General features: G+C 44.1%; 22 protein-coding genes. 8 read left to right on the plus strand and 14 right to left on the minus strand.

All coding sequences use genetic code 11. The annotated features are described in order from the left end of the window. Positions 1–261: 261 nt before the first annotated feature. The 3 genes from D2V93_RS15910 to D2V93_RS15925 all read right to left on the minus strand — a co-directional run bounded on the left by D2V93_RS15910 (position 262) and on the right by D2V93_RS15925 (position 1527). The gene (locus D2V93_RS15910) at positions 262–486 is read right to left on the minus strand and encodes a hypothetical protein (RefSeq protein ID WP_119620104.1); all 225 of its coding nucleotides are present in this window, start codon (positions 484–486) and stop codon (positions 262–264) included. Positions 487–743: 257 nt separating this feature from the next. Then, the gene (locus tag D2V93_RS15920) at positions 744–938 is read right to left on the minus strand and encodes a hypothetical protein (protein ID WP_119620106.1); all 195 of its coding nucleotides are present in this window, start codon (positions 936–938) and stop codon (positions 744–746) included. Positions 939–1080: 142 nt separating this feature from the next. Continuing rightward, a complete protein-coding gene (locus D2V93_RS15925) occupies positions 1081–1527 on the minus strand; it encodes a hypothetical protein (protein ID WP_119620107.1) in 447 nt (148 codons plus the stop codon). Between the two features lie 94 nt (positions 1528–1621). Here D2V93_RS15925 and D2V93_RS15930 point away from each other — a divergent pair, with 94 nt between their 5' ends. The 3 genes from D2V93_RS15930 to D2V93_RS15940 are packed head-to-tail and all read left to right on the plus strand — an operon-like array spanning position 1622 to position 3565. Further along, complete coding sequence (locus tag D2V93_RS15930) at positions 1622–2533, plus strand: IS1595 family transposase (RefSeq protein ID WP_119620108.1); 912 nt, start codon at positions 1622–1624, stop codon at positions 2531–2533. Positions 2534–2541: 8 nt separating this feature from the next. Beyond that, complete coding sequence (locus tag D2V93_RS15935; protein ID WP_119620109.1) at positions 2542–3339, plus strand: Ntn hydrolase family protein; 798 nt, start codon at positions 2542–2544, stop codon at positions 3337–3339. Positions 3340–3364: 25 nt separating this feature from the next. After that, positions 3365–3565 carry a hypothetical protein gene (locus D2V93_RS15940; RefSeq protein ID WP_119620110.1) on the plus strand — a complete coding sequence of 67 codons (201 nt, stop codon included), beginning with the start codon at positions 3365–3367 and terminating at the stop codon, positions 3563–3565. 10 nt (positions 3566–3575) lie between these two features. Here the strand turns inward: D2V93_RS15940 and D2V93_RS15945 are convergent, their stop codons facing one another. Together D2V93_RS15945 and D2V93_RS15950 are read right to left on the minus strand one after the other, a co-directional pair. Then, entirely contained in the window at positions 3576–3845 is a 270-nt protein-coding gene (locus tag D2V93_RS15945; RefSeq protein ID WP_119620111.1) for a hypothetical protein, read from the minus strand. 1 nt (position 3846) lies between these two features. Then, positions 3847–4047: a type II toxin-antitoxin system HicB family antitoxin gene (locus D2V93_RS15950; RefSeq protein ID WP_119620112.1), complete on the minus strand. Its 201-nt coding sequence runs from the start codon at positions 4045–4047 to the stop codon at positions 3847–3849. Positions 4048–4600: 553 nt separating this feature from the next. Between D2V93_RS15950 and D2V93_RS15955 the strand changes: the two genes are divergently transcribed. Both D2V93_RS15955 and D2V93_RS15960 read left to right on the plus strand, forming a co-directional pair. Beyond that, complete coding sequence (locus D2V93_RS15955; protein ID WP_108424018.1) at positions 4601–4933, plus strand: single-stranded DNA-binding protein; 333 nt, start codon at positions 4601–4603, stop codon at positions 4931–4933. 146 nt (positions 4934–5079) lie between these two features. Beyond that, positions 5080–5523 (plus strand): hypothetical protein, encoded by a 444-nt coding sequence (locus D2V93_RS15960; RefSeq protein WP_119620113.1) that lies wholly within the window; start codon positions 5080–5082, stop codon positions 5521–5523. A gap of 68 nt (positions 5524–5591) precedes the next feature. On the opposite strand, the gene D2V93_RS15965 is transcribed toward D2V93_RS15960, so the two are convergent. The 8 genes from D2V93_RS15965 to D2V93_RS16000 all read right to left on the minus strand — a co-directional run bounded on the left by D2V93_RS15965 (position 5592) and on the right by D2V93_RS16000 (position 18448). Beyond that, the gene (locus D2V93_RS15965; RefSeq protein WP_119620114.1) at positions 5592–7145 is read right to left on the minus strand and encodes a M20/M25/M40 family metallo-hydrolase; all 1554 of its coding nucleotides are present in this window, start codon (positions 7143–7145) and stop codon (positions 5592–5594) included. A 344-nt stretch (positions 7146–7489) separates the two neighbouring features. Continuing rightward, positions 7490–8329 carry a phosphatase PAP2 family protein gene (locus D2V93_RS15970; RefSeq protein ID WP_119620115.1) on the minus strand — a complete coding sequence of 280 codons (840 nt, stop codon included), beginning with the start codon at positions 8327–8329 and terminating at the stop codon, positions 7490–7492. A 29-nt stretch (positions 8330–8358) separates the two neighbouring features. Next, entirely contained in the window at positions 8359–9261 is a 903-nt protein-coding gene (locus D2V93_RS15975; protein ID WP_119620116.1) for a histone deacetylase family protein, read from the minus strand. An 8-nt stretch (positions 9262–9269) separates the two neighbouring features. After that, positions 9270–11393: a Tex family protein gene (locus D2V93_RS15980; RefSeq protein WP_119620117.1), complete on the minus strand. Its 2124-nt coding sequence runs from the start codon at positions 11391–11393 to the stop codon at positions 9270–9272. Between the two features lie 90 nt (positions 11394–11483). Continuing rightward, positions 11484–12932 carry a hypothetical protein gene (locus D2V93_RS15985; protein WP_147377421.1) on the minus strand — a complete coding sequence of 483 codons (1449 nt, stop codon included), beginning with the start codon at positions 12930–12932 and terminating at the stop codon, positions 11484–11486. A gap of 15 nt (positions 12933–12947) precedes the next feature. Next, positions 12948–15092 (minus strand): methionine--tRNA ligase, encoded by a 2145-nt coding sequence (gene metG / locus D2V93_RS15990; RefSeq protein WP_119620119.1) that lies wholly within the window; start codon positions 15090–15092, stop codon positions 12948–12950. 141 nt (positions 15093–15233) lie between these two features. After that, the gene (locus tag D2V93_RS15995) at positions 15234–16946 is read right to left on the minus strand and encodes a DUF1501 domain-containing protein (protein WP_119620120.1); all 1713 of its coding nucleotides are present in this window, start codon (positions 16944–16946) and stop codon (positions 15234–15236) included. 11 nt (positions 16947–16957) lie between these two features. Then, entirely contained in the window at positions 16958–18448 is a 1491-nt protein-coding gene (locus D2V93_RS16000) for a DUF1800 domain-containing protein (RefSeq protein ID WP_119620121.1), read from the minus strand. Between the two features lie 171 nt (positions 18449–18619). Here D2V93_RS16000 and D2V93_RS16005 point away from each other — a divergent pair, with 171 nt between their 5' ends. From D2V93_RS16005 to D2V93_RS16015, 3 genes are all read left to right on the plus strand, one after another. Next, on the plus strand, positions 18620–18979 hold the full coding sequence (locus D2V93_RS16005; protein ID WP_119620122.1) for a YraN family protein: 360 nt from the start codon (positions 18620–18622) through the stop codon (positions 18977–18979). A 54-nt stretch (positions 18980–19033) separates the two neighbouring features. After that, positions 19034–19693 carry an aspartate kinase gene (locus tag D2V93_RS16010; protein WP_072880907.1) on the plus strand — a complete coding sequence of 220 codons (660 nt, stop codon included), beginning with the start codon at positions 19034–19036 and terminating at the stop codon, positions 19691–19693. A 74-nt stretch (positions 19694–19767) separates the two neighbouring features. Beyond that, on the plus strand, positions 19768–21744 hold the full coding sequence (locus D2V93_RS16015) for a DUF3352 domain-containing protein (RefSeq protein WP_119620123.1): 1977 nt from the start codon (positions 19768–19770) through the stop codon (positions 21742–21744). A 61-nt stretch (positions 21745–21805) separates the two neighbouring features. On the opposite strand, the gene mfd is transcribed toward D2V93_RS16015, so the two are convergent. Further along, positions 21806–25285: a transcription-repair coupling factor gene (mfd, locus tag D2V93_RS16020; RefSeq protein ID WP_119620124.1), complete on the minus strand. Its 3480-nt coding sequence runs from the start codon at positions 25283–25285 to the stop codon at positions 21806–21808. Positions 25286–25446: the final 161 nt, after the last annotated feature.

Consider the following 25446-nt stretch of genomic DNA (forward strand, 5'->3'; position numbering starts at 1 on the left):
GAATCTAAAGAGTTGTTGACCCAAAAATGAATTTGACATTTTGTGGTACGCAACAAAGTGTGGGCGATGATATCAACCTAGGTATGCGTTTTCTTGGGAGATGGGGAAAAAATTTCCCATAGGGATATTAGGTCGGTCTGCTGACCTAGAATACAGATTTCTTGAAGTGGTTTCCTGTGCAATCCATACTATCAATATAGAGATATTTAGCAGAAAATCAAGTATTTAACAGGATTTAACATTTCTCGGGAAGTGTCTTGATCAAGAGTTTTCCGCATTCTGGACAATGAATCCCTTGCAGAGGGACAGGTACATATCCGGCGAGATATCGGTCACATATTCCTTATCGGTATTGAAGACTTTTTGGGGTTCCCGGTTCATGGAGTCGTGCTCTTGGATATAGATGACATCCAGTTTGTCGTACATCCGTTTTCCAAGACTGAACCTTCTTACCACTGTATATTTATTGATGCTGCGAATGGGCATACGGTTGTTGTTGGGGTCACTTCATAGGACACCAAAAAGGGGGAGGGGTCACATTATAGGGGAACTATATATCACTTTACACTATAACAAAATGGAAAAGACAAACGCAGATTACGTACTCAAAAAATTGAGAAAAATAAGTTTTCCACTTCCGAGGATAATGGGGAAAAAGGATCTATCCTATATTCTAATGGAAGCGGAACGAATCGAAGAAAGCCTAAAGGACTATATAAAGTATTTAGAGTCCAAGAATGATTTTAAAACGTAAGATTGTTCTCCAATGGATTTTGCTCATTTATGATTAGTCCGTTACCATTTTCTGAATATATTCTACGGACAACAACATAGAGGTTGTCGCCAAATACTACTGAATCCCCCTTTTTAGGAAAAGAATCAATTTCAATGGATCCTAAATTTTCAAAGTTTTGATGTTCAAACAGTGTGATTTTCATTTGAATGTTTTTTGGTTAAAATTAAATATGATGTTCTTTATAAATAGGATTAGACATTTGTTCAGTAGGAAAGATGATTTTGATAAAAAGTATCTCCCATTGTTAAAACACGGAATCGTTAGCAGGAAGTCCTATATGGAGGTCAAGGAGTATTACTATCATAATCTTCAGGAAAAAGATACGGCATTATTTTAGTCTTGTTATTGGGTAGAAATTCATCTATAAACCTTATTTGGTCGTCTTTTTTGTTTTTTAAACAGTTCTGTAGTAAATACACCGTAGATAAAAATAACTCTGTATGTTCCTTGCCCATTATTTCTTTATAATGTTCAGAGATTTCATCAACCTTAAGAGTAAGCCCCTCTCTTACAATTTTCCAAATCTTTTCATCGTCAGCTACAAATTTCTCAGCTTTTGCCATTATAGTTTCCTCTCTCATTTCAGCATACTCCTTAACCTTTTTTGTATCAAAAATGCTCATAAAGTCCTTTATTGACGAAACGATTTTATTTTGAGAGTAAAAAGCAATACCAAGTATGAATATACAAACTGTGTTTACCAACTGTAAATAAGGTTCAAATTCTTCCATAATAGATGTTTTGAAAAAGTTAGTTGTTTTTTACACTTTATATTTGTTTTTAGTGTAATTAAGTTCTATATTTGATGTATCAAATTATACAAAGATGATCAATAAGGACTTCAATTCAATCTTAGAACTTATCCAAGCCTTTCCAGACGAGCAGTCATGCATCGACCATTTGGAAGAACTTAGATGGAACGGTAACGTTGTAAGTCCTTTTGACCCATCATCAAAAGTGTATGATTGTAAGGGGAACAAATATAAATGTAAGAATACTGGTAAATACTTCAACGTAAAGACCAACACAATTTTCGATAATACCAAGATGCCATTGCAAAAATGGTTCCTTGCTATTTGGTTGGTTACTTCCCATAAGAAAGGTATTTCTTCTCTACAATTGGGCAGGGATTTGAACATTACCCAAAAATCCGCTTGGTTCATGCTTCAAAGGATAAGGCAATGCTTTGGACTTGACAATGACCAAATGGAAGGGGAGATCGAAGCGGATGAAACATACGTTGGTGGTAAAGAGGGAAACAAGCACGCTGATAAAAGAATCAAAAATGCCCAAGGTGGTGTCGGTAAGGCTGCCGTACTTGGAATGGTACAAAGAGGTGGTAACGTTTCGGCAAAAAAGGTGGATGATGTTACCATGCAGACATTGACCAATGAGATATTGAAGAACGTAAAAGAGGGCGCAAAACTATATACAGACGATTTCACCTCTTACAAAAGGCTTAAAAGGATATACGACCACAAGTTTGTGAAGCACAGCAGAAGCCAGTACGTTAAAGGACGTGTCCACACCAACACGATAGAAAGCTTTTGGGCACTTCTAAAGCGTGGGATTTTTGGTATCTACCATTTCACCTCTAAAAAGCATTTGCAGTTGTACGTGGACGAATTTTGCTTTAGATACAATACTAGGGAAGTTGGTGAATCTGCTAGATTTGACCTGCTTTTAACTAATATCGAAAATAGAATTAAATATGTTGATTTAATTAAAAATGCTTAATTTGTAATATGTCTTTAGGTATTGTGATAAAAGCTCCAGAAGGTATAGTTCTGGCAGCGGAAAGCCGAGTGACCCTGACAAATACAGATTCTCAGGGCAATAAACTGCATGTAAACTTTGATAATGCCGATAAAGTTTTGTCTTTTAATGGCAGTTATAACAATATTGGCGTAGTTACCTTCGGTGCTGCTGCTATTGGTGTTCGTACAGCGCATAGCTTTATACCTGAATTTGAGACCACTCTTAGTGATGATAGGCAACTTAGTGTTTTGGAATTTACACAATCCCTAAGCGACTTCTTTTCACAGCAGTGGACAGAGGCTGGTATGCCAGATGCCGCAAACTATCAAGGCCAGAACATGACATTTATTGTTGCTGGATATAATCAAGGGGATGCCTATGGATCAGTTTATCAATTTGATATACCTCGTGCTCCAAATCCACGACAGCAAAACCCAAATAGAGAGGATTTTGGAATCACTTGGGGCGGTCAAAGAGAGATTGTGGATCGGATGATTATGGGGTATGACACAAGGGCAATTCAATTATTGATTCAGAACGGATTTATACAACCTGAAAATCAAGCGAATGTTTTGAACGCTTTACGATCACTTCAACTATCTTTACCGATTCAATTCATGCCTTTACAAGATTGTGTCAATTTAGCCGTTCTATTTATTAGGACAACAATCGAAACCCAAGAATTAACCATTGGGCTTAGGGGATGTGGTGGTGCTATAGATGTGGCTATTATAACAAAAAACAGCCCATTGGAGTTTATAAAGAAGAAAGAATTAAGTATATAATGCTCTCATTTTAACAAAAAAGGATATGAAAAATTCAGTAGTTTTTGGAACGTTTAATGTTCCTTTGTTGAGCGAATCTCTTACAGCTTCGTATACCGCTCCTGGATTGCTTCCAGATGAAGAACAGGCAAAAATAAATAATGCTAGTGTTGAAGAAAAACAGTTGTCTAACTTCAATCAAAGTCTAAAAAAAGGTTTGGAATGGAATCCTAAAGAAGAGAAATAAAAAAAGGCCATTAATTACCATTGGCCTTTTTTGTAACTGGTAAGTTTTTTCTAAACTCGACAAATTCTGCATAGCTTTCTTCCAATCCATCGGGAGGGTCAATCTCTAACTCAAAAATAATGTCTAAATAAGAAATTTCATCCATCTCCTCTTTTAGTGCATAGCAAATTTCAAAATTGTTTAAGTTTTGATAAAAAGCCCCTTCAGGGAAATCTCCATCATCCATCACAACACATGCTTTGGATTGAATATATTCTGAGACTTCCTCGTAGCTATACATACTAAATCAAATTGGGTTCTGAAAACTCAATATTGTCCTGTCTAGCTTCAGTCATTTTTACATAATTCATAAAAGATTTATGCAATTTTTCCTTAGCTTCTTCAACAGTAGAACCTTGGGCAATAACACCAGAATACTCATTGATAAATGCCAAAAAGTTCCCTGTGTCCTTGTTTTTAATAATTGTTCCTGTGAGCTTCATTTTTTTTAACTAGGTTTAAATCAAATATATACATTCTTGCGAATAAATTGTAATTTATGCTATATAATTCCCACATAATGTGGTGTATGTAAGTATTTTGGTTATATAAGTTAGTCAATTATTGTTCCAAATAATTACATTTAATCATAATTTTCACATAAATTACATTAACAAAGCCTCGGTTTTGGCCGTTCAGTCATGGTACAGCGTCCTAAGAAAACGATTCATTGACAGGCTCCATGTTCTTTCCCATGCAACATTCTTTACGTAACGCTCTGGTGTTCTGATTTAGTGGGACACTAACCGTGGTACGGAATGCGTGCCGAAAAAAATGGGATGATACCTTTCCAAGAGAAATCCACACCGCTTGGTGTAAAGAAATATATAGTTCCCCATTATAGGGCACCCTAAGTCATTTCTAATCATTTACATCCGTTTACAAACGAAAGCAAACAATTCAATACCGATTGGCCCATTTCCCTGCCCCTAAGTTTGCCTCGTCGGACAAAGAAGTTTGATGGTATTGACTGTTTAACGCTTAAATCGTATCAAAATGAATTCACTGAAAAACAAAGTACAGTTGATTGGACACTTGGGCAGCGACCCGGAAATCATCACCCTTGAGAATGGGGGCAAATTGGCCAAGTTTTCCCTGGCCACCAACGAGACCTATAAAAATGCGGAGGGCGAAAAGGTGACGGACACCCAATGGCACAACATTGTGGCTTGGGGCAAAATGGCGGAGATTGCCGAAAATTACCTCGCCAAGGGTAAGGAAATTATGGTAGAGGGCAAACTGATGTCCCGCTCCTACGAGACCAAGGAAGGGGAGAAGAGGTACATCACCGAGATCAAGTGCAACGAGCTCTTGATGTTGGGGAAATAATACGAACCGTAACCAAAAGACGAAGGGGCAATTTTGCCCCTTTTTATATGGACCCAATTAGGGTAAATCCATTTTGGGTTGTTATAGAACTGAATGCGAACTTATCTCGTATATCAGATAAGGACACTGATTAAAACTTTTACGCTATGAAACATATCGAATTTTTTATAATGCTTTTGGCCCTGACATTTTCAACCGTAATGGTCGCTCAAGAGAAAGGAACAGAAGCTCCCGAACTGGACAGGGATTCCTATTACGAACAACGGGCCAGGGAAGATGCCGAGTACGAACAGGCACTGGAGATGCGCAATGAGGAGGATGAAAAGGATTTTTGGGAAGACCAGGACAAGTATGAAAAAGACCTCAGAAAGCGCGATAAAAAAGCTTACAAGGCCTATATGAAAGGAAAACGGGACGCTTATGCGGAACATGCGGCGCATTGTGACAACCACTGTCACCACAGCGATCACTATCACCGTCAGGCCCAAATTTACTACACATATCATGAGTACCACTACCCTCGCAGTAGCACAGTTGTACAGAGCAGGGTAAGAGTGGCCACCCCAAGAGTTGGACTTAGTATTTTCTAAGGTTGAATTAGTTGGTTAATAAAAACGCCCCAATATATTGGGGCGTTTTTTGTTGTAGGGTCTAGGATTTAGTCCAAACCTCCTTTGCGTTCTGGGGAACGGGGAGTGGGCCATTCCAACTGTTCCCCTGTTCGGTTACTGATGGGAAGTACCGCCTTGGTGCGCGAGGTTTTCTCTGGGTGCTCGCTGGCCATATACGCAAGGATGGCCGTAAGGATGGCGTTGTTCCTGACATCATCAAAAATGATTTTATCATAGGTGTCACGGTTGGTATGCCAAGTGTAGTTCCAATAGGACCAGTTCAGTGAACTCAAGCTAAAGGCGGGAGCCCCTGCTGCTTGGAACGAGGCATAATCGGAACCGCCACGGGCAGGTGTGCCAGGGAAGGTGGTCTCTATTTCATCCGTGATTTCCTGTGGAACGGGATGTAGCCATTTGCCCAGATAGTCATAGGCATCCAAGAATCCACCTCCTGAAATGCTCACTACCCTTCCTGTACCGTTATCTTGGTTGAAAAGCGCCTGGACGCCATCCACAATCTCGGGATGATCTTCCACAAAGGCCCTAGAACCGTTAAGGCCTTGTTCCTCGCTGCCCCAATGTCCCACCAGAATAGTACGTTTTGGGTTGGGATAGACTTTTTTCAAGATGCGCATGGCTTCCATCATCACCAAAGTGCCGGTACCGTTGTCCGTGGCCCCGGTTCCTCCGTCCCAAGAATCGAAATGGGCGGACAGGATCACATATTCATCAGGCTTTTCAGAACCTTTGATCTCGGCAATAGTGTTAAAGGTTGGCGATACCCCCAAATCTTTGGACTCGGCCACTACATGGATCTGTGGTTTCTGACCGGATTCCACCAAGCGGTAGAGCATACCATAATCTTCCAATTCCAAATCCACAGTCGGGATTTTTTTGGTGCGGGCACTAAAGATCTTGTTTACGCCAAATCCTTTGGACCAATAGGAAGCCACGATACCAACAGCTCCTGCGGCTTCCAACGCTTCGGGCAAGGTTCTGGAGTTATGCCCCATGTTTTTCATGTTGTCGTTCCAGGCCTTTTCCTGTTCGTCACGCTCCTTTTTCATTTTTTCGAACGACTTTTCGGTGGCGAATTCTTCCCAGTTGTAATCCGGCCTTCCAGTGGGCTCCAATTTGGAGACCATGACCATCTTGCCCTTAACTGTGGGCAACCATTTTACAAATTCCATGGAATCCTTTACCATGGGCAATACCACCAACTCGGCAGTAGTCCCTTTTTTGGGTGTGGCAGGGCTCCAGGCCAATTGGGTCCCTTGTAGGCTTTGTACCCGTGGATATACCATATCGATGTGCGAAATGCCGCGTTCCCAGCCTTTCCATTCGCCCCATTGTTCGTTGCGGGCCGTAATTCCCCAACCGGCATATTTGGCGACCGCCCAATCGTGGGCTTTTTTCATTTGTGGGGTTCCGACCAATCGAGGTCCGATACCGTCCATCAACTCGTGGCCAAGTGCCTCGAGCTGTGAGTTTTCGTTGGCCTCTTTGATGATGGCCTGGACAACAGGATCTTGTTCCTGGGCCAAAAGGAATACGCTGTTGGCCAGCAGCAATGCAATGAGCAGAGCGATTTTTCGTGTCATAGTTGATTTAATTTGTCCCTAAAATAGGACATAATCGGGAGCTTGGGAAATGGAGAACAGGGAAAAAGGATTGAAAAGGAACAGAGGTACGAGGGAAGACTTACGCTACTTTCTTTAAAAGGTCAAAACATGGGCATTTGGAACAACGCTTGTTTTCCCCTTTTTTGAATTTTTCACAGCATTTGGATTTTAATTTGCCTTGGTTGGACAAATTCTTCAGCAATGCCTTTTTGAGTTTCTTTTTTTCTTTCTTCTTTTTTCCCATCACTTGGAACAGAGAGGGCAAACATAATTATTTTAATTCAATCTAAATAAGAAATTAACACTAAAGTGTTAAGGCTGAATCAAAAGTGGAGGGAGACCCCCAATGTATTTGGACCGAATGAAAGGTTCCAACTCACTTGTTTCGGATTGTCGTTGTACTTTTCATCATACTTGGAATCCAAATATCGGTCGATGGACTCCACAATGAATATGCTCAGCACCGTACTGAAGGCCACATCGGAGACCCAATGGAAATCATCCATGACCCGCACAAAACCGGGCACCAGACCGATGGCATAGATGCCTCCCTTCACCCAAGGGTTCTTGAACTGTTTGGCAATGGCATACGCATTGCTGAAGGCCAACATCGCATGCCCAGAAGGGAACGAGTCATAATTGTAGACCCGGTTCAGGTGAAAGGGATCAAAGGTATCTGAACTTTCCCCGCTCTTGGGCCTGGCCCGACCAATGATCCGCTTGCTGACTTGCTGAAGAAACCCGCCCGCGGTCGCTGATGAAATCAACAAAACTCCAGTTCGTCTCAATTTTTCATTTTGGGTGAACAGTCCCGCCAAATAGACCCCGCCGGTCAACATATAGTTGTTTTCAGGACTTCCGTATTCGTGTCCGTAGTCCATCACCACATCGGGAATATCCTGCCTGAAACCATTTTTCCAGTCGTTCAGTTCATCATCCACAGTAAATAGGAGCAGGGTGCCCGCGGTCAAATAGCCAAAGTTGGCCCAATCGTTCCCTTTCCAATGCACTGGGCGGGAATAGGCATAACCCACACCGCCAAACATGTTGCCCACATCATAGGTGAAATGGTTCCACAAATTTTTTTCTTTTTCCTGGGCCACTTCTTGGCCAAAAACAGGGGAAATCAATACGAATACAAATAGAAGAACAGCTGCTTTCATGAGGTTGAAAAAAAGAACAGTCGGTAAAATTACGCATAAATATCCTGCACCAAACGAAATGTGTTCGCATGGGCCTCCACAATCGTTTTGATGTCGGGCGAATACCCACCTCCCATGCTACATTGAACGGGGATGTTGGCATCGTGACAGGTTTGCAGTACAAAGCGATCTCGTTCCTTACATCCTTCCAAAGATAGGGAGAGCGTACCGAGTTTGTCTGTCTCCAAAACATCGACTCCGCAGAGGTAAAAGATAAATTCCGGCCTTACTTTTTTAAACAACGAAGGGAGCATTTTTTTTAGGATGGAAAGGTATTCCTCGTCCGTAGTGCCTTTCTCTAAAGGGATATCCAAATCGGAAACTTCCTTTTTAAAGGGATAGTTCCCCTTCCCGTGCATGGAAAAAGTAAAAACAGAACGGTCGGTCTGAAAAATTTCAGCGGTTCCGTTCCCTTGGTGTACATCCAAGTCCACTATCAAGATGTTGTTAATCTGTTTGTTACGCTGCAGGTATCGAGCCCCGATGGCCTGGTCGTTCAACATACAAAAAGCTTCCCCGCGATTGGAATAAGCGTGGTGTGTTCCCCCGGCAATATTCATGGCGATGCCATATTCCAGGGCAAATTCGCATCCTTTTATGGTGCCATCGGCAATGATGCGTTCCCGTAAAACCAGTTCTTCGCTTAGCGGAAAACCTATTTTTCTAGCTTCTTTGGAAGGGATCTCCAAGTTCAACAAATCGTGGTAATACCCTGCATCGTGCACGGCCAAAATGGGCCCGTCATCGGGAATGGAAGGCTCAAAAAAATGCTCTTCTCCACAAGTGCCTTCGTGGAGCAATTGCTGGGGCAACAGCTCATATTTCGCCATGGGGAAACGGTGCCCATCCGGTAAATGATGTTTGTAGATGGGATGGTAGGCAATCTTGAGCATGTAAAAAATTATTTGTGTAGCGCCAACTGAATCCGTTTTCTGGGGACATCCACATCCAATACCTTAACGATTACTTGTTGATGAAGGCTTACATGTTCGTTGACATCCTTTACAAATGTATCGGACAGGTTGGAAATATGGATCAGGCCGCTTTCCTTAATCCCGACATCCACAAAGCATCCAAAGTTGGTGATGTTGTTCACGATACCGGGCAGTAATTGCCCTTGTCGCAGATCCGTAATTTCCCTGATGTTTTGGTCAAACGTGAACACCTTGGCTTTCTCCCTCACATCCAAACCTGGTTTTTCCAACTCCTTTACAATATCCTCCAAAGTCGGCATGCCAATGGTTTCCGTGCAATAGGATTTTAGATTGATGCGCTGCAGGGCAGCCTTGTTCCCAACGATTTCCTGAAGTGGAATTTTTTGGTCCTTGGCCATTTTGGCCACCAAACCATAACTTTCAGGGTGTACCGAGGAGTCATCCAAAGGATTATCCCCATTTTTGATGCGTAAAAAACCGGCACTTTGTTCAAAGGCCTTACCACCCAAACGGGCCACTTTTTTGATTTCATCCCTGTTTTTGAAAGCCCCATTTTCATTGCGATAAGCCACAATGTTTTCCGCCAATTTGGGTCCAATACCCGAAACATAACTGAGCAAGGGGACACTTGCCGTGTTGATGTTGACGCCTACAGCGTTCACACAACTTTCCACTACCGTATCCAAAGAGGATTTCAATTGGGTTTGGTCCACATCGTGCTGGTATTGCCCCACCCCAATGGACTTGGCATCGATTTTAACGAGCTCGGCCAACGGATCGGCCAACCGGCGACCAATGGAGACCGCTCCCCGAACGGTAACATCATAATTGGGAAACTCATCCCTTGCAATTTTGGAAGCGGAATAGATGGAGGCCCCTGCTTCGCTCACTACAAATACTTCAATGGGCTTTTTAAAGGGAATGCGTTTGATCAATTGCTCCGTTTCGCGCGATGCGGTCCCGTTGCCAATGGCAATGGCCTCAATTTTATAGGCATCCACCAAGGAACTTATTTTTTTAATGGCACCCGTTCTGTCATTTTGCGGAGCATGGGGATAAATGGTTTCGTTGTGTTTCAGATCGCCCTGTTCATCCAAACAGACCACTTTACACCCCGTCCGGAACCCAGGGTCGATGGCCAAAATGCGTTTTTCGCCCAAAGGCGCACCCAACAGTAATTGCTTTAGGTTTTTGGAGAACACTTGAATAGCGGCCAAATCCGCTTTTTCTTTTGAAACACTTAAAAGTTCGTTGGAAAGGGAAGGAAACAAAAGCCTTTTGTAGGCATCTGCAATGGCCAATTCGATTTGTTCGGCACAGGCATTGTTCGATTTGATCAAACGGCGTTCCATATTCTGAAGGGCACGCTCTTCATCGATTTCAATTTTCACCCGGATGAACCCTTCCTTTTCTGCCCTCATGATGGCCAAAAACCGATGGGAGGGGCAACGGTCCAAAGGTTCGCTCCAATCAAAATAATCCTGGAATTTTTGGGCTTTCTCGTCGTCTTTTTTGGTCTTGATTACTTGAGTAGTGATCAAAGCATGGCGTTCCAATTGTCCTCTCAATTGATTTCGGATATCGCCCCGTTCGTTGATCCATTCCGCAATGATATGGCGGGCACCTTCCAAGGCTTCATCCTCGTTCTGGACTTCCTTGTTGAGGTATTTGGAGGCAATGAACTCGATTTCATCGGCATTTTGCGCCATGATGATTTTGGCCAACGGTTCCAACCCATTTTTACGGGCGGTTTCCGCTTTTGTCTTTTTACTCTTCTTGAAAGGTAAATACAGGTCTTCCAAGCTGGTGAGGTCCATGCAGCCCAAAAATTTAGCCTTGAGGTCCGGGGTGAGGGCTCCCTGTTCTTCCACCGCCTTGATGATGGCCGCCTTTCTTTTTTCAAGGGCCTCGAACTGGGTTTTGTATTGCACAATGGCACCGATCTGGACTTCATCCAAATTCCCGGTGCGTTCCTTTCGGTATCGGGAAATAAAGGGAATGGTACAATCCTCGTTCAAAAGGGCCACGGTATTCTCCACACTTTTTTCCGGTAATTGGGTGTGCTGAACAATATAGGGTATGAGTTGCATTTTCTTTTTTTGTAAAGTAGGCTTTTAAAAAAGTAAGAGTATTTTGATCAAGTCATTTTACTCTCGATACCATCAATCTCAATTCAAACTTTAGAATTTGAAAAGGGTGTATTGATTGAGTTTTTTGCTATAAACTCCCCAGATATAGGAATCATTCAACTTAAAAACAGTTTCCGCGTCCTTTTTGGGAAACGTATCAGCGGATTCTGTAATAATATCAAACACATTTTTGGGGATATCACCTGATTTATGCTTAAAATCCTGATCAAACAAACATTCAATACGTGTTGCCTTTGTGGAATTGTAACTTCCATAGGCATAAAAAGTTGGGTTGAAAGTAACAGTAAATCCACCAATGGCACCTATCGGCATTCCAAAACCAGGCATCATCATAGGAGCGCCCCCTCTTACCATTTCTTTCTTGCAGCCCATGGTAATAACATAGTCAGTGTTGGACTTTATAACAGCGACGCCAATATCTTCTTTACTGAGTCTTCTCAGAAATTTACTGCTCTTTTCCATCTCCCTATAATCTTTGTATGTGCCACCTTCTTGAATTATGGGGGTGTTTTTGAAAGTGATGTCCTCATCTTTTTTTACTTGGAGGTTTTTCAGTTCTTGACCAGTTTCCAAGGATTTTATTGAAAAGACCATTTCTTCATCGGATGAAGAGATAAGATAAATCGTATCATCCAAAATGAAGGAATTGGAATTGAACAAAGGGGCCGAAATGGAAGGTTTTTCAATAGTGGAAAGTGTATAGTTCAATTCTTCAGTGGAAACATCCACGATATAGGTGAGCATTTGAGTGTCAATGGTCAATTTAAACCCATGCTTTCCAGGATACATCTTCAAAATTTCACTAGTGGTTTCAATGGAATTAGGGGAATGGGAATCAATCTTGTCAATTTTAAATGAACTGAAATTTCCAAATCTTGTTTCTGAACCTCCCGTAGCCATGATGGTATAAAGATGTTGGACAGCTCCCTGAGTATCATAAAATGACTCTTTCGATAAGTCCAAAGACTGCTTTTTATACTCACTACCTTCTTCAAAGACATAAAAATTCAGAATACTGGATTCCTTGTTTATGGTTACCAGATGAAATTTGGAGGCATCACTATAACCTCCTACGTAAACCTCATTTTTGAGTTTGAAATCATAAAGGGTTTCTTCTGTGGACTTATTTTCAAAATTGAAGAGAATACTTCCAAAAGTTTTATCCTTCCTATCTTTTAAGAATAAGCGGATTTCTTTTCCATTCACAGAATAGCCTATAATTTGCTCGTATTTTTTTGGGAGGCCTTCTGAAGCAAATTCACCAATCAAATCAAGTGCAGCGGAATATAGAAATCCATAGATATTATTATCATCGTCCAAGAAAATTGCAAAATTTCCAGTTACTTCATCTACAACAGGAAAGGCGGTGTGCACTTTTCTGGACCCTTCTTTGAAATTGTTGTTTATTTCAAGGAATTTTTCTTGCGAGATGATGACTTGTGATACTAAAAGCAAAAAAAGTAAGATTGGTCTTTTCATGGTTTGTATGATTGGTTAGTTTATACTTGTTCCATTCCCAACCCCATCCTCATCGGGATTCATGAAAACGAGTTTCCCCTCTTGGTTTTCCGTCATCAAGATCATGCCCTCACTTTCCACGCCACGTAGTTTTCGAGGGGCCAAGTTTACCAAAACAGTCACTTTTTTACCGATGATTTCCTCTGGTTTAAAACTTTCGGCAATGCCGGAAACAATGGTTCGGGTATCCAGTCCGGTATCAATTTTCAACACCAGAAGTTTATCGGCCTTTGGCATTTTTTCCGCTTCCAAAATGGTGCCCACTCGCATGTCCAATTTTGCAAAATCTTCGTAGGCAATGGTCTCTTTTTGTGGCATAATGTCTTTTTCAGTTGTACCTGTGCTGGGTGTAGTCTCAGCATTGGATTTTTTAGTGGCTTCCAGTTTGTCCAATTGTTTTTGGATCTCTTCATCCTCAATTTTTCGGAAAAGCAATTCACTTGGATTGAGTTGGTGTCCACCGGGAAGCAAGATGTCTTCTGAGGCAATATCATCCCAATCCGTATCGGCGGAGCCTGTGCCGAGCGCAGTCGAGGTACTCGAAATGACACTATTTTGGTCATTCTGAGCAACGCCAAGAATCCCCTTCAATTTTGATGAAGTAAACGGCAAAAACGGTTCGCTTAAAATAGCAAGTCCCGTTGCAATCTGAAGTGCCACATACATGATGGTCTTTACGCGATCCTCATCGGTTTTGATGAGTTTCCAAGGCTCTTCATCGGCCAAATATTTGTTGCCCAATCGTGCCAGGTTCATCAGTTCCTGACTGCCTTCACGGAATCGGTAACGCTCCAAGGAATTGGACAGAATTTCAGGAAAACCTTTTAGGGCTTCCAAAGTTTCTTTGTCCACTTCTGAAAGAGCACCAGGAGTTGGGACTATTCCGTTGTAATATTTTTGGGTGAGCACGGCAACACGGTTCACAAAATTGCCAAAAATGGCCACCAGTTCGTTGTTGTTGCGTGCTTGAAAATCCTTCCAGGTAAAGTCGTTGTCCTTGGTTTCGGGCGCGTTGGCCGTCAAGGCGTAACGGAGCACATCCTGCATATCCGGGAATTCCTCCAAATACTCGTGCAACCAAACCGCCCAGTTCTTGGAGGTGGATAGCTTGTTGCCTTCCAGGTTCAGGAATTCGTTAGCAGGAACGTTTTCGGGCAATATAAAATCACCGTGGGCCTTCAGCATGCTTGGGAACACAATACAGTGGAACACGATGTTGTCCTTGCCGATAAAGTGTACCAATTTGGTGCTTTGGTCCATCCAATAGGGTTTCCAGTCCTTGCCTTCACGTTCGGCCCATTCCTTGGTGGACGAAATATACCCAATGGGTGCATCGAACCATACATAAAGCACCTTGCCCTCGCCCCCTTTCACGGGAACCGGTATGCCCCAATCGAGGTCACGGGTCACGGCACGGGGTTTCAATCCGTCATCGATCCACGATTTGCACTGGCCATATACGTTGGGTTTCCAATCGGACCTGTGCCCTTCCAAAATCCATTCTTTTAAGAATGCTTCATATCGATCCAAGGGCAAAAACCAATGTTTGGTCTTTTTTAGGGAAGGGATTGTTCCTGTAATGGTTGATTTTGGGTTGATGAGGTCGGTAGCGTTCAAAGAAGATCCACAGCGTTCGCATTGATCTCCATAAGCTTCCTCATTACCACATTTGGGGCAGGTACCGATGACGAAACGGTCGGCCAAAAATTGCTTGGCCTCATCGTCGTACAATTGTTCGGTCTCCTCTTCAATAAAGTCGCCCTGATCATACATTTTTTGGAAAAAATCGGAAGCCGTTTTATGGTGCACTTCTGCGGAAGTCCTGGAATAATTATCGAACGAAATACCAAAATCGGCAAATGATTTTTTGATGATGCCGTGGTATTTATCAATTACTTCTTTTGGGGTGACCCCTTCTTTCTTGGCCTTCATGGAAATGGCCACACCGTGTTCATCGCTACCACAAACAAAGGCCACATCGTTGCCCTTGAGCCTTAAATAGCGTGAATAGATGTCCGCAGGAACATAGACCCCGGCCAAATGCCCAATGTGGATGGGACCGTTGGTGTATGGGAGGGCCGCGGTAATGGTATATCTTGAAGGATGGGTATGTTGGGCCATGAAAATTTTAAATTAGGCCCCAAAAATACTGATTTTAACGGGATCGGTCATAAAAAAGGAAACCCCCGAAGATGCGACCCAATTTGGGGTGTGGGGTACATCATCGAGGGAATCCCGAAATAAATGTTAGGGTAAGGTTTCTTAGGAAATCATAATTGATTTGCTCATTTTTTTACCTCCGACCGAAATCCTATAAATGTATTTTCCTGTGGAAAGGCTGTCCCGCATGCGTTCACGGATGTTGATCTCCATGGGGCCTTCCTGCATAATTTGATTCAAGAGCGTCCCGACCCGTTGTCCCAAAATATTGAACAATTCAATGTCCACATGAGCCGAAACGGGCATTTCCAAATGGATGTGGGGTGCGCTGGAATTTGGGTAGTAGGGTGAGTGCACGATACCGTCCAGAATATCCGGGTTCGGATTGTTCGGGTCTTGTCCAGGAGGGGTTTCCGGTAAGATGGGTGGGTCATTGTCCATGGCAATGTCCTCCAAGGTCTCACCGCTACAGTTAAAGCCGAGGTCTATGGCCCGGTAGGGGTGCCCCAAAAGGTGTTGCTCCACGGAAGCCCTTGGCACACAGAGCCATTCGGCCAAAACGGTACCGTAAAGGTCCCTAAAGTCCATGGTGTATTCCAGATTGCCCCGATTGTTCGGTTCGTCAAGGGAGGGATGCTCGCCCACAAAGGCACTTCCACTCAGTCCGGATCCAAAGAACAGGGTCGGGGCGGCCTTACCGTGATCGGTACCGTTGGATCCATTTTCAAAGATCCTACGTCCAAATTCGGAGAAGGTCATGCTCAATACCTTGTCATCCTGTTGGGTGAAAGCGATATCCTCATAAAAATTGTTGATGGCAATGGACAGGTTGGACATCAATCGCTCGTGAACCAAAGGCTGGTTGCCATGGGTGTCGAACCCGCCCATGGAGATCATATAGACTTTGGTGCCCAAATTTCCTTTGATCAATCGAGCCAAAAGGGCCAATTGCCTGGCAAAGCCGTTATCCTGATATTCCACCTGGTTCTGTCCCCGCATGTATGCCTCATGGATTATACCAGCATATTCATAAGTGGTATTGGCCACGCCGCGTAGGAAACGGAGCTGATCGCCGTACATACAGTTGTCGAAAGGTGCGTTCTCAATTTCATAGAAGGAACCCGTTTGGGCAATCTGTTCCAATTGGTCCACATTGTTGGTCACAAAGGCATAGTTGGTCTCCTCACCTTGGAAGACCAAGTTGGCCAAGTTCCCGATTTGGATGGCCGCAGGGGCCGCTGGCGGATTGATAAGGTAATCAGGGTAGAGTTCTTCAAAATGTCTGCCCATCCAACCTGTGTTTTCCCCAGAAAACCCAGTGGTAGTGAGGTCGGTATTGGCAAAAATGTCGGATCCCGTAAAGTGGGAGAGGCTTTGGTTCTGATAGCCTACGCCATGCACCGCTTTGAACTGCCCATCGCCCCAAAGGGATTCCAGGGCACTCATATAGGTGGGCACGCCAAAGTCATCCGTAAGTTTTAGGACCTTACTCTCAGGTATATAGATATTGGGCCTGGCATTGGCATAGGTGTCATATTGTTGGATGGGAATCACGGTGCTGAGACCGTCATTTCCACCTGATAATCTGATCAAGATCAGAATATTGTCCGTTTCTGCAGCTGCAACGGCTGCCGTCAAAGGTGATGGGGCGGAGGCCGAGATCAAGTGGCTTCCTAGGAACATGGACCCAGAACCGGCTATACCTAGTGCCTGGATGAACGAGCGTCTGCTCCATTTGGTGTGCTCCAAATCGTGGCCCTCATGCTCAAGACCTTTGTGTGGAGATGTATCGTGGGTGTGGTGGGTATCGCACATGGGTGTTGGGGTTATTTAAGTTGAAATTCAGGTTGTCGGACAATATTCAGTAGTAATAAATACACCTGATAGTCAGCATCTTCCAAAGTCATATTCCAACTGTTTGTTTCATAAACGTTGTTGTCTTTGTAAGGTTCACGAAAAACAGTGAATGCTGCTGAATAATCATCTTCCGTCAATAGTCCTTTGGGCAACATAAAGTCAATTATTGCCCTGGCAACTACATCGGGGTCACTGACAGTGGCCCCATTGGCACCAGTAACAGCGATTCCAAAATCTCGAAATTGCTCAGAGTCTGCTTGGAAGAAGCGCTCCAAAAACACTTCGGCGGTCAACCAGCGACCGATCATAAAATTGGTGTTGATCCATTGTCGGTCCCGTTGCCAGCCTTCCACCTCGGGTGGGTTGAAGAGTTCTTGGCCGATGAGCGATGCCGAATCAATCATGTTCAACACCGTGGTGTCGTCATAGGTGAACCCGGTTTCTTTCAATAGGTTAAAATACAGGTCAAAAGGACTCTTTATGATGACGCCAATGGCGGTTTCATCAAAAAAGTGTTGGCTTTTTAAAAGTTGACGGATTACCGGGGCTATTTCAAAATTGCTGGAGATAAAAGTTTGTGCCATCCCATCAATGATCTGTGGGGCAATGCCATTGCCTTCTTCGTCCGTTGAATCCGGATGCACAAAAAACTCATACAGTTTCTTGCAGATGAACCATGCCGTTTCGCTGGCCCTTTCATTGAAAAGGATATCGATTACATCATCGTAGTCCCAATTCCCGGTCTGTCCGAAGATGGTTTTGTTATCGGTGTTGAACTCGGTGGGGTCAAAAGTGACTTGGGTACAGCCTTCCTCGCCTGTTTCGGTATATCCCGAAAGTGCTTTGGCCGTCTCAATAATATCCTGTTCGGTATAATTGTTCCCTTCGCCCATGGTAAAAAGCTCATAGAGCTCGCGGGCATAGTTTTCGTTGGGATTGTTTCCCCGGTTTCTGGCACCGTCCAAATAATACAGCATGGCACTCGTGAGCCCCACTTCACTGGTCAGTGTCTTGAAATTGCCCAAGGCATTTCTTTGAAGACAATTGATGTAATAGTAAAGGAACTGGTTACAGTTATAGACTTCCAATTGGGTCACGAAGTGGTTGCTCCAAAAAAAGCTCATCCTATCCAAGAGGTTGTTGTTCAACAGCGCGTTTCCGTAAGTGATGGAATATTCCCGTAGTTGTGCCCGGCGCATCTGTCCGGCCTGCTCGTCGTCGGCAGGATAATTGGCATTGTTCCAATCTGCCCATTCGGGAGGAGGAATCAACGGAGCGGCCATGGCCTGATCCACAAGATTGTCGACGAGGGAAACAGCTGATTGCCCGATTCCTGCATTGACGGTCTGCACGGAAGCACTGAAACCGAGCCTGCGGTACAAATGGGCTACGCGAACCTCATCCAATGGGGTAGTATAGGGCGCCAAAGTTGAGGTATTGCAATTGACGAAGTACTCCATAGCAATGTTTGGGGTTATTTTAGTACATAGTTTGGGGTCAACTATATGTTTATGCTAATGTTGGGTGTGGTTCAATTGAGCCAACAAATTACAATGATAACGCCGGTTTGTCCTTGAACTACCAATTTTTTCGATGAACTGCACATATTTTTTTGATATTTTTCCAACCGTATGGAATCTAGCAACGATTTTGGAAAGTTTGGGGAGCAAATGGCCGTGGAACATTTGCTGGGAAATGGGTATGCTATCTTGGAGCGGAACTACCGATACCTCAAGGCTGAGGTGGACATTATTGCAAGGAAAGGGGACACCTTGGCCATTGTGGAGGTAAAGTCAAGGAACATGGGCTTTTTGGAGGATATTTTGGATACGGTGAATGCCAAGAAAGTGAAACTTTTGACCATGGCGGCCGACCATTATGTACAGGAAAATGACCTTGATGTGGAGGTAAGGTTCGATGTGATCACCGTCATCAAAACGGGCAGTGGAATCCACCTGGAGCATCTCGAAAATGCATTCTTTCATTTTTAACCATTTGTTTGTTTTATAACAATATGTTATTTTTGTACCAAACCAACTGTAGAAATGAAAACAATATCCGCCGTAGTTGAGCACTACATCAAGAAAAAGCCGTTTTTGCAAACCGCATTGGCACAGGGTATTATCAACTTGACCTCGCTTTCAAGGCAAATAAAGCCTGAGATAGCCGACGAACTGGGCAAGGATGTAAAGGATGGTGCCATTGTGATGGCGCTCAAGCGACTTTCGGACGATTTGGAGTTCAGGGCCACCCACAAGATCGTGAAGGTGCTCAAGAACATCGGTGAGATCACCGTGCGGTCCAACCTCTCCGACTACACCTTTTTGGCCTCGGACACCATTTTGCAGCAGCAGGCCAAATTGCTCGAGGAAGTGAACGTAAACCAAGATGTGTTCTACACCTCGTCCCGTGGGGTGAACGAGATCAATATCGTGATCAGCAACATCATGGACAAAGTGGTGGAAAAGTATTTCAAGCACGAGCGATGCACCCAAAAGGCGGAGGGACTGTCCTCCATCACCGTAAAACTGCCCGCTGAGAACGTTTCCGTGCCCGGGATTTATTACTTCATCTTCCAACGGCTGGCTTGGGAGGGAATCGTACTCTATGAGGTGATCTCCACGACCAATGAATTTACCATTTTGGTGAACGACGAGCAGGTGGATGTGGCCTTCAAGACCATCAAGGACCTTAAATTGCTATAAAATAGCGGCTCTTTTCTTGGGTCTAAACTAAAATGCGGACTCTTTCGTTTTAGAAGGAGACACTTTTCAGTAGAATGACCAAAAAAAGGATTCTTTACGGATTTTTGGCCCTTTTTGCGCTCTATCTGTGCTACTTGGCCTATATTTTTCTGCTTTCTCCCAAGACCAATCTGCAATCCATCTATCTGATTCCCAAGGACGCTGTTTTCATTGTGGAATCGGAACAACCCGTGGAGAGCTGGAAAAAGGTGAGTGAAAGTGATGCTTGGCACCACCTCAGGAAGAACGATTATTTTTCCGAACTCACGGAGAGCATCCAAAAGGTGGATACGGTCTTTAACAACAACCACAAATTGTTCGAGTTTTTTGATGGCCGCTCGCTGTTCATCTCCGTCCACATGATCTCTCCCAAGGACTATGGCATTTTTTATGTGCTCGACCTTAAGCGGATTGCCAAACTGCAATTGCTGAAGACCTACCTGAACACCTTGCTGAATGATGATTATGTGATGAGCAAGCGCATGTACCACAACCATGAGATCTTGGAGGTTCACGATCGCGAGAGCAAGGAAACCATGTACCTGGCTTTTATCAAAAATCAATTGGTGGCTTCCTATACGCATACCTTGGTGGAAGCTTCCATAGATCAGTACCAAGAACCCGTGCTGGGCAGAAACCTCAATTTTATTGAAGTCAACCAAAAGGTGGGCCATGAGGACCTCTTCCGGATGTATGTTCAGTACCATTATTTTGATGACTATGTAAAACGGTTTACCGACACCCCATCGGATTGGGTGCGACGGGTGAGCGAGAATTTTTTGTTTTCAGGATTTTATTTTGACCTTGACAAGAACAGTACCTTGACGGCCAATGGGTTCACCAACATCAGCGGGACCAATGAGTATTATTTGGAGGCCCTTCAAAAATCGGGAACTGCCGAGCGGACCATCCCGACTATTGTGCCCAAACGTACCGCGCTCTACATCAGTTATGGGTTCGATAGCTTTTCCGAGTTCTATAAAAATTTTGAAAAGGTCCAGCAGAACGACCCCCAACAGTTTGAAAGCTACCAGAATGGCATCGAAAAAGTAGAAAAATTTCTGAAGATCGATGTAAAGGAGAATTTTGTGAACTGGATTGATGATGAAATAGCCGTATTGCAGATCCAGTCGCGCATTTCCAAAGGAAAAAACGATATGGCGCTGGTGCTCAAGGCCAATGATGCGGAAAAGGCCAGGACGAATCTTGACTTTGTGCTGGAGCAGATCCGAAGAAAGACTCCGGTCAAGTTCAAGACAGTGGAATACAAGAAATACGAGATCAATTTCCTTTCCATCAAAGGGTTTTTCAAAATGTTGCTGGGTGGCAGGTTCGACGAATTTGACAAGCCCTATTTTACGCAGATCGATGAGTTTGTGATTTTTAGTGACAACCCCAACACCCTCAAAAGTATCATTGATGACGCTTTGGAAGGGGAGACCCTGGCCACTTCAAAGGAGTTCCGTGATTTTGATGACAAGTTTGAATCGGAATCCACCGTGTTCATATACAGCAATGTGCCCCTATTTTTTGACAATATGTATGCACTGGCCGATGCACCAACCCAACAAAAAATGCTGAAAAACAAGGATTTCATCATCTGCTTCCCACAGTTTGGACTGCAATTGACCCCGGAGGATGACCTGTTCGAAAGTAGATTGGTGATCAACTATCAAGACGTGCAAGAAGTGAAAAGAAATACACCGTTGGAGGTAAAGGTCCCAAGTTCCAAACCCCAAAGTGCCGACCCAGTCGAGATCACGGATGCTGTTTTTGACCTACGGCCCATTTACCCAACAGATCTCAATGCAGATACCTTCAGCGTAAAATATGCGAATGGGACCACCAAGTTTGAGGTGGAATTGAAGGATGGCCTCAAACACGGCCGCTACACCGAATACTATTTGGATGGCACCGAAAAAATGACGGGCCGTTTCCGAAAGGACGAACAAGTGGGCACTTGGCGATACTACAACGAAGAAGGCGAACAAGTACATAAAAAACGATTTTAGCCACAAATTGGCACTTCGTACTTGGTGCTGAACTTTCGGAGGAGCTTCGGGGAATCTTAAATTATGTTGATGTGATTTGGGAAGGGACTGATTTCAAAGGCCCCAAAACCTTCAAGGCCTTTTCCACACTGGTAATCCGTTCAAAAGTCAATAAAAGTCGTAGTCCGTTCCGGGTCTGCTTTTCCTTGAGTTTGGCCTGTTGGGAGTGGCTCTGCACGTATTGTAATACTTGGGTGAACACGGGGGTTTGGTAAAAATTGGATTGCTGGTCGGCAATAAAATACCCCAAGAACTTCCCTTGTTTCATCACCACTTTTTCAAGACCAATGTGGGTAGCGATCCATTTGATCCGGACAGAATTCAACAAGTCCTGTGCCTGATCGGGCAGTTCCCCAAAACGGTCCACAAGGTCGGCCTCGAATTTCTGGAGTCCTTCCTCATCCTTTACCTCATTGAGTTGGGTGTACAGGTTTAGTCGTTCCGTAATATTATTGATGTAGTCATCGGGGAAGAGCAGTTCAAAATCGGTATCCAGTTGAATGTCCTTCACATATACTTTTTCTTTGTGGCCCTCCACCTCTTCATACAGTTCCTTGAACTCATTTTCCTTGAGTTCGTCAATGGCCTCCGTCAATATTTTTTGGTAGGTCTCAAACCCAATTTCGTTGATGAAACCACTCTGCTCACCACCTAATAGATCTCCGGCACCCCGAATTTCGAGATCCTTCATGGCAATGTTGAAACCACTTCCCAAATCCGTGAACTGTTCCAACGCCTCGATGCGTTTTCGGGCATCGGGGGTCATTACTTCGTATGGCGGGGTAATGAAAAAACAGAACGCCTTTTTGTTGCTCCGCCCCACACGGCCGCGCATTTGGTGGAGGTCGCTCAATCCAAAATTATTGGCATTGTTGATGAAAATGGTGTTCGCATTGGTCACATCCAGGCCACTTTCCACGATGGTGGTGGAAATCAGCACATCAAACTCCCCGTTCATGAAGGCGAGCATGAGTTGTTCCAATTTTTTGCCCTCCATCTGCCCATGACCGATACCGATCTTGGCATCGGGTACCAAACGTTGGATCATCCCGGCCACTTCCTTGATGTTTTCGATACGGTTATGGATAAAGAAGATCTGTCCACCCCGCTGGATTTCATAGGAAATCGCATCACGGATAATCTCTTCATTGAATCGGATGACCTGGCTCTCGATGGGATAACGGTTGGGTGGTGGGGTATTGATGACCGATAGGTCCCGGGCCGCCATCAAACTAAATTGAAGTGTTCGTGGAATGGGTGTTGCCGTTAAGGTAAGCACATCCACATTTTGCTTGATGGAACGCAGTTTTTCCTTCACCGAAACCCCGAATTTCTGCTCTTCGTCCACAATGAGCAATCCTAAATCCTTGAACTGCACATTTTTGTTCACCAATTGATGGGTGCCGATGATAATATCCACCTTGCCACTTGCCAAATTCTCCAAGGTTTCCTTTTTCTCTTTGGCGGTCCTGAACCGATTGAGGTAATCCACGGTAACCGGCATGTCCTTCAACCGTTCGGAAAAAGTGCGATGATGTTGAAATGCCAAAATGGTTGTGGGTACCAAAACGGCTACCTGTTTGCCATTATCCACGGCCTTGAATGCCGCGCGAATGGCCACTTCGGTCTTTCCAAAACCAACATCCCCACAGATGAGTCGGTCCATGGGTCGTTCGCTCTCCATGTCCATTTTTACATCTTGGGTCGACTTTTCCTGATCGGGCGTGTCCTCGTACAGGAAGGAAGCCTCTAGTTCGTATTGCAAATAACTATCAGGGGCGCACTGAAACCCTTTTTCCAGGCGACGTTTGGCATATACTTGGATCAGGTTGAAGGCAATCTGCTTGACCCGGCTCTTGGTCTTTTGTTTTAGGCTTTTCCAGGCTGCGGAACCCAGTTTGTAGATTTTGGGCGGTGCCCCGTCCTTACCGTTGTATTTTGAGATTTTGTGGAGCGAATGGATACTGACATACAAAATATCGCGGTCGCCATAGATCAACTTGATGGCCTCCTGCTTTTTGCCCTCGACATCAATTTTTTGGAGCCCGCCGAACTTTCCTATACCGTGATCGATATGGGTTACGTAATCCCCTATCTCCAGTTTGTTGAGTTCCTTGAGGGTGATGGCTTGTTTCTTGGCATAGCCATTTTTAAGGTGGAACTTGTGGTACCGCTCAAAGATCTGATGGTCCGTATAGCAGGCCAGTTTCAGGTCATCATCAATAAAACCTTGATAGAGGGGTAGTACGATTATTTTGTAATCCACACTTCGACTACGCTCAGTGTCCTTGCTGTTTTCATTTTCTTGTTGGCTGAGCGTAGTCGAAGCCAAATCATCAAAAATATCGTGGAAGCGTTTGGCCTGCTGCTCGGTGGAGCAGAAAATATAGTTGGTATACCCTGCTTTCCGGTTTTCGTTGAGGTTTTCGATCAACAGGTCGAACCTTTTGTTAAAGGCGGGTTGGGGTTTTGTATGAAATTGTATTTCGTCACTTCGACTTTGCTCAGTGACCATATCGCCTATATTTGGGGTGCTGAGCGGAGCCGAAGTCCCAATCTCAACACATAAAAAATCCTGCAATTGCTCCTTCAGCAAAGCTGAATCCGTAAAAAGCTCTTTGGGCTCTGCATGTTTGATCTCCGTGCCCAATTTGGCAAAACTTTCCTCGGCCTTTACAAAAAACGAATCGATTCGGTCGTAGATCAGCGCCGGATTTTTGGCAAAAACTACCGTTCGGGGAGAGATATATTTTAGAAAACTCTCCCGTGATTCCTGCAAGAACTTGTTCTCCACATTGGGGATGATGGTGATTTTCTTCACCTTGTCCGTAGAGAGTTGGGTCTCCACGTCAAAAGTTCGGATGCTGTCCACTTCGTCCCCAAAAAATTCAATGCGATAAGGTTGGTCATGAGAGAAGGAGAATACATCCACTATACCGCCACGAACGGAAAACTCCCCAGGTTCGGTCACAAAATCCACCCGTTTGAACTGGTATTCAAAAAGCACTTCGTTCAAAAAATCGAGGGAGAGGGTATCTTCCAGTTTTATTTTCAGGGTATTCCTGTCCAATTCCTTTCGCGTGACCACTTTTTCAAAAAGGGCATCGGGGTAGGTGACAATCACCGCTGGTTTTTTCCTAGAGTTGATGCGGTTGAGCACTTCGGCACGCAACAACACATTGGCATTGTCCGTTTCCTCAATTTGGTAGGGCCTTCGGTAACTGCCCGGATAAAAAAGTACATCGTTCTCCCCGATCAACAGTTCAAGGTCGTTCAAGAGATATGCCGCTTCTTCCTTGTCGTTCAGAATCAATAGAAAAGGAGAGTCAACAGTTTTAAAAACCTCTGAAACCGCAAAGGACAAGGAAGAACCAACGAGTCCTCTAACATTTATTCTTCTATTCTTATTTTGGGCGGATTCAAGGGATTGGGTAATAGTATCCCTCAATTTCCCGAGAGCGGGAGACTGTGCAAAAAGCTGGGAAATCGGGGCTTTGGTCAATCCAAAAACTTTGCGGCAAAGATAAACTGAAATGTTTTTAGGGAAAATGTTTTTTGAATTTTCTCGTCGCTTTGCTTTGTTGAAATGACAAAGCGCCCCTAGGTCATTCTGAGCGGAGCGAAGAATCTAATTCAAAATGACAAATTGTTGGTGTTTTCGTA

Source organism: Flagellimonas taeanensis, assembly GCF_003584105.1.
In the GTDB taxonomy this organism is placed as follows: domain Bacteria; phylum Bacteroidota; class Bacteroidia; order Flavobacteriales; family Flavobacteriaceae; genus Flagellimonas; species Flagellimonas taeanensis.

What these genes read in the sequence shown, in the direction of transcription:
- D2V93_RS15945 (WP_119620111.1), bottom strand. Translation starts at nt 3,845, where the DNA reads ATGTATAGCTACGAGGAAGTCTCAGAATATATTCAATCCAAAGCATGT.
- D2V93_RS15970 (WP_119620115.1), bottom strand. Translation starts at nt 8,329, where the DNA reads ATGAAAGCAGCTGTTCTTCTATTTGTATTCGTATTGATTTCCCCTGTT.
- D2V93_RS16015 (WP_119620123.1), top strand. Translation starts at nt 19,768, where the DNA reads ATGACCAAAAAAAGGATTCTTTACGGATTTTTGGCCCTTTTTGCGCTC.
- D2V93_RS15955 (WP_108424018.1), top strand. Translation starts at nt 4,601, where the DNA reads ATGAATTCACTGAAAAACAAAGTACAGTTGATTGGACACTTGGGCAGC.
- D2V93_RS16005 (WP_119620122.1), top strand. Translation starts at nt 18,620, where the DNA reads ATGGAATCTAGCAACGATTTTGGAAAGTTTGGGGAGCAAATGGCCGTG.
- D2V93_RS15965 (WP_119620114.1), bottom strand. Translation starts at nt 7,145, where the DNA reads ATGACACGAAAAATCGCTCTGCTCATTGCATTGCTGCTGGCCAACAGC.
- D2V93_RS15950 (WP_119620112.1), bottom strand. Translation starts at nt 4,047, where the DNA reads ATGAAGCTCACAGGAACAATTATTAAAAACAAGGACACAGGGAACTTT.
- D2V93_RS16000 (WP_119620121.1), bottom strand. Translation starts at nt 18,448, where the DNA reads ATGGAGTACTTCGTCAATTGCAATACCTCAACTTTGGCGCCCTATACT.
- D2V93_RS15985 (WP_147377421.1), bottom strand. Translation starts at nt 12,932, where the DNA reads ATGAAAAGACCAATCTTACTTTTTTTGCTTTTAGTATCACAAGTCATC.
- metG (WP_119620119.1), bottom strand. Translation starts at nt 15,092, where the DNA reads ATGGCCCAACATACCCATCCTTCAAGATATACCATTACCGCGGCCCTC.
- D2V93_RS15920 (WP_119620106.1), bottom strand. Translation starts at nt 938, where the DNA reads ATGAAAATCACACTGTTTGAACATCAAAACTTTGAAAATTTAGGATCC.
- D2V93_RS16010 (WP_072880907.1), top strand. Translation starts at nt 19,034, where the DNA reads ATGAAAACAATATCCGCCGTAGTTGAGCACTACATCAAGAAAAAGCCG.
- D2V93_RS15940 (WP_119620110.1), top strand. Translation starts at nt 3,365, where the DNA reads ATGAAAAATTCAGTAGTTTTTGGAACGTTTAATGTTCCTTTGTTGAGC.
- D2V93_RS15910 (WP_119620104.1), bottom strand. Translation starts at nt 486, where the DNA reads ATGCCCATTCGCAGCATCAATAAATATACAGTGGTAAGAAGGTTCAGT.
- D2V93_RS15925 (WP_119620107.1), bottom strand. Translation starts at nt 1,527, where the DNA reads ATGGAAGAATTTGAACCTTATTTACAGTTGGTAAACACAGTTTGTATA.
- D2V93_RS15960 (WP_119620113.1), top strand. Translation starts at nt 5,080, where the DNA reads ATGAAACATATCGAATTTTTTATAATGCTTTTGGCCCTGACATTTTCA.
- D2V93_RS15975 (WP_119620116.1), bottom strand. Translation starts at nt 9,261, where the DNA reads ATGCTCAAGATTGCCTACCATCCCATCTACAAACATCATTTACCGGAT.
- D2V93_RS15980 (WP_119620117.1), bottom strand. Translation starts at nt 11,393, where the DNA reads ATGCAACTCATACCCTATATTGTTCAGCACACCCAATTACCGGAAAAA.
- D2V93_RS15935 (WP_119620109.1), top strand. Translation starts at nt 2,542, where the DNA reads ATGTCTTTAGGTATTGTGATAAAAGCTCCAGAAGGTATAGTTCTGGCA.
- D2V93_RS15930 (WP_119620108.1), top strand. Translation starts at nt 1,622, where the DNA reads ATGATCAATAAGGACTTCAATTCAATCTTAGAACTTATCCAAGCCTTT.
- D2V93_RS15995 (WP_119620120.1), bottom strand. Translation starts at nt 16,946, where the DNA reads ATGTGCGATACCCACCACACCCACGATACATCTCCACACAAAGGTCTT.